Raw genomic sequence first — 3467 nt, 5'->3', positions numbered from 1 at the left:
CCCGTCCACCACCGGAACCCGCACGACGGCGCTGTCGCCCGGCGCGGCCACCTCGGCGGCACCGGCGGTGACCAGGGGGTTGCAGTTGCCGCTGTCCGGCCCCTTGCCGTTCATCTCGGAGTAGCGCAGGGCGAACACCGCTTTCCTGCCCGCGCCCAGTGTCACCGGAGCGGGGCTGCCCGTCCCGACCCCGTCGGCCTGCGGGCCCTTGCCCTGGTGGAACTCCAGCTTCGGGTAACCGGCCAGGGTGCAGCTCTGGGAGCCGGAACTGACGGCGACGAGTTCGGCGTTCGCCGGATCCTTCGCGCCGGTGCCTTCGCCGGTGAACCGGGTGAGTGTCCACCTCAGCTCCCCGGTACGGCACTTGGCGATGTGCGAGCCGCCGGAGTCCGCCGTCGCCGTGCTCCCACCGACGGGCGGGGTCGTGGACGGCGAGGCCGACGGCGCGGCTGACGGGGCGGCGGCCGACGCGGAGGACCGGCCCGCGTCCGGTGCGGCGGACACCGGCGAGGTCCCACCGGCCGTCGGCGGGTTGGCCGTGGAGCCGGAACCGCAGGCCGTCAGGCCGAACCCGGCCAGCAGCGCGGACAGGGAAACCGTCAACAGAGAACGCGAGCGCATGGATCCCCCCGGATCGTCAGGACACCCGACGGGCCACCCCTGCCCGGCCGGGCTGTGCGTTGTCAGAGGCGAAGACACCGGGGAACGCCCGCCGGTTGCCCCCGCGGCGCCGCCCGCCGCCGACGTCCAGCCTTTCCGACTGTTACATGACAGTGACGTTCCGCACACAACCGGTGGCGTCAAGTGAGGCGTCCCATCGGATGACAGCGCCCGAACCACACCGACCGTGTCTTCGGGCCGAACGACCACCTCCCCCTGAAAGGGGTGCACCCGTGATCGTCTCCAAGCGGAACTCCATGCGCCTGGCCGCCGTCGCCGCCCTCAGCGCGCTCCTCCTCGGTACGGCGGGCACCGCCATGGCGGCCGCCCCGGCCGCCTTCTCCGCCTCCGCCTCCGCCGCCTCCGCCTCCGCCTCCGCCGCCTCCGCCTCCGCCTCCGCCGCGTCGTCCGCGTCCGCCGCGCACGCCGCCATCACCGCCAAGCCGTCGGTCTCGTCCGTCCAGGCCTGGCAGCTGTTCCGTGTCACCGGCACCACCACCGGCCTCAAGGCCGGAAGCACGGTGACCCTGCAGCAGAAGCAGCACGGCACGTGGGTCACCCTGCCGGCCTCCGTGCACACGACCCGCAACGGCTCCTACTCCCTGGGCGTGAAGCTCGGCATCAAGGGCCTGAACGAGCTGCGCATCATCAGCGGGAACACCGTCTCTCCCGTGTTCACCGTGACCGTGCGCTGACCCACGGCCCACAGCCCACAACTCCCGCACACCCGACGGCCCGCCGTGTGCAGTGTCCTCGCGCACGGCGGGCACCTCGCGCGGGCGGCGACCGCCGTGGCCTGACCGGGTGACAGCATGAACGCATGGAAACAGTGGGCTTGCTGGACCTTCTGACGCAGTTCGGTGCCACCGGGGATTTCGCCGGGCTGCGGCCGCTCGGGTCGTTCCCCGTGCCCGCTCGGGGCGAGCCCGAGCAGTCGGGCCGGGTGGTCGAGCATCTGCCGTGGCCGCAGTGGTTCCAGTACGGGTGCATGTCGGTCGAGGTGTGTCGCTGCGGGATCATCAACAGCGTCTCCGTCCGTACCTGGTACGACAGCGTGACCCTCCCCGTCGGCGAGCCCGGTGCGTACAGCTCCTTCCCGGGCCCGCCCGGCTTCCGGGAGCTCTCGGCGGCCCTCGCCGCCGCCGGTGTGCGCTGGGAGCGGCGCGTCGAAACCCATTCCCTCCCGCAGTTCACCATGGAGACCACCGTCGTGGATCTGCCTGATGTGACGGTGGACTTCTACTTCACCACCGCCGAGGACCCGCACTTCCCGACGCTGTTCAGCGCTCACGCGCGCGAGTCCAGCCACGTCTGCCCTGACGGCCCGCACCGCTGATGCCGCCCCAGCCCCCGGCCGTGGCCGGCCGGCCGGGCGTCACCCCGACCCGCCACTGCGGCCTGTGCCCGAACCCGAGCAGGGGCTCACACCGCTGTCCGAGCGGGCTCTGTGGGCCGTTCGCGGCAATGTGGCCCCCGCCCGCCCGCGCCTGCCGCCGGGACGCCCGCACCACGCTGAACAATTCGGCCTGGTCGAGACACACGGACGTGTCCGAGCGGCATCGAGGGGAACAACCGATGGACGGAGCCGGACACCCGAGTCGTAGGGCGCTGCTGGCCGGCGGGCTCATGGGCGCCACGGTCGCGCTCGCGGGGTGCACGACGACCAGGGCGGCCTCGCCCGCGGCCGGCACTTCGCCGGAGGCCCGGCCCACCACGCCCGCCGCGGCGTTCACCAGGCTGATGGACGGCAACAAGCGCTGGGTGAGCGGAGACCTCCAACACCCCAACCGGGATCCGAACCGGCGTCAGCTCGTGGCCCAGGAACAGGAGCCCTTCGGGTCGATCCTCTCGTGCATCGACTCGCGGGTGCCGCCCGAGCTCCTCTTCGACACCGGGCTGGGCGACCTGTACGTCATGCGCACGGGCGGGGAGGCGGTCGGCCCGGTGGTCACCGGTTCCGTCGAGTACGGGCCCATGACGAGTGGCACCCCGCTCATCGTGGTCCTCGGGCACCAGCGCTGCGGCGCCGTCAAGGCGGCGTACGAGTCCATCCGTGACGGCAAACCGCTGCCCGGCAACCTCCAGGCCATCGTCAACGCCCTGCAGCCGGCGTACGACCAGACGGTCCGGGAGGGCGGCGCCGACCCGGTCGAGACCATGGCCCGCGCCCAGGTCACGCTGACCGCGGCCGACCTGCGCGCCAACCAGGACCTGGCCCCGCTCGTGGCGCAGGGCTCCCTCGCCGTGGTGGGCGCCTACTACTCGCTCGACACGGGCGCGGTGGAAGTCCTGGCCGGCGCCCCCTGACCGGTCCGACGAGCCCGACGGGCGCGCTCGCCCCACCCGGCGGGCCTTCGTCAGTTCCGGCAGCCCGCGATGCTGCTCAACGGGAAGCAGTCGTCGGGCGTGTTGTCGGAACGATCGTCAGTCCCCCTCCGCAGGGGCAAGGCGCAACCGGTGGGACCCCGTCTTCAGCCGGATGGAACGCAGCCCCTCGCCCGCCCGGATCGGCCGCCGGACACCGGTGGATGCCGGGGCGGGCGGGGGAGCGCGAACTTCGAACACCACACCGAATCCTGGTGTACCGTCAGATGTCCTCCCGCGTCGCCGAATCCGGCCGTCGGTTCGACGAGCTCGCGAGGAACCATGGAGACACGACAGATGGTGAACCAGCCCCGTCTGGTCCTGCTCACCGGTGCCGCCGGCCGCATAGGCACCTGCCTGCGGGAACTGCTGCCCGCCCACGGCTACCGACTGCGCTGCTTCGACCGTCTTCCCGCGCCCGGCAAACTCGCCGCGATCCCCGC

4 protein-coding genes and 1 pseudogene are annotated in these 3467 nt (G+C 72.6%); 4 read left to right on the top strand and 1 reads right to left on the bottom strand.

Going from position 1 to position 3467, the window contains the following annotated elements; translation table 11 throughout:
- A partial coding sequence (locus ACFQ87_RS44440; protein WP_380616745.1) for a DUF4232 domain-containing protein occupies window positions 1-603 on the bottom strand: 603 nt, incomplete at its 3' end.
- A 293-nt stretch (window positions 604-896) separates the two neighbouring features.
- On the opposite strand from ACFQ87_RS44440, the gene ACFQ87_RS44435 reads away from it, so the two are divergent.
- The 4 genes and pseudogenes from ACFQ87_RS44435 to ACFQ87_RS44420 form a co-directional block, all read left to right on the top strand.
- Window positions 897-1355 carry a hypothetical protein gene (locus ACFQ87_RS44435; protein ID WP_380616746.1) on the top strand — a complete coding sequence of 153 codons (459 nt, stop codon included), beginning with the start codon at window positions 897-899 and terminating at the stop codon, window positions 1353-1355.
- 125 nt (window positions 1356-1480) lie between these two features.
- The gene (locus tag ACFQ87_RS44430) at window positions 1481-1996 is read left to right on the top strand and encodes a hypothetical protein (RefSeq protein WP_380616744.1); all 516 of its coding nucleotides are present in this window, start codon (window positions 1481-1483) and stop codon (window positions 1994-1996) included.
- A 239-nt stretch (window positions 1997-2235) separates the two neighbouring features.
- The gene (locus ACFQ87_RS44425) at window positions 2236-2967 is read left to right on the top strand and encodes a carbonic anhydrase (protein WP_380616743.1); all 732 of its coding nucleotides are present in this window, start codon (window positions 2236-2238) and stop codon (window positions 2965-2967) included.
- Between the two features lie 69 nt (window positions 2968-3036).
- A pseudogene (locus ACFQ87_RS44420) lies at window positions 3037-3467 on the top strand (hypothetical protein); the annotation flags it as partial.

Origin of the sequence: Kitasatospora sp. NPDC056531 (assembly GCF_042794375.1) — a bacterium.
Lineage (GTDB): Bacteria > Actinomycetota > Actinomycetes > Streptomycetales > Streptomycetaceae > Kitasatospora.
This window is presented reverse-complemented; position numbering and strand designations above follow the sequence as displayed.

Bases quoted from the DNA above. Each gene is read 5' to 3' on its own strand.
- ACFQ87_RS44430 (WP_380616744.1), top strand. From the start codon at position 1,481: ATGGAAACAGTGGGCTTGCTGGACCTTCTGACGCAGTTCGGTGCCACC.
- ACFQ87_RS44425 (WP_380616743.1), top strand. From the start codon at position 2,236: ATGGACGGAGCCGGACACCCGAGTCGTAGGGCGCTGCTGGCCGGCGGG.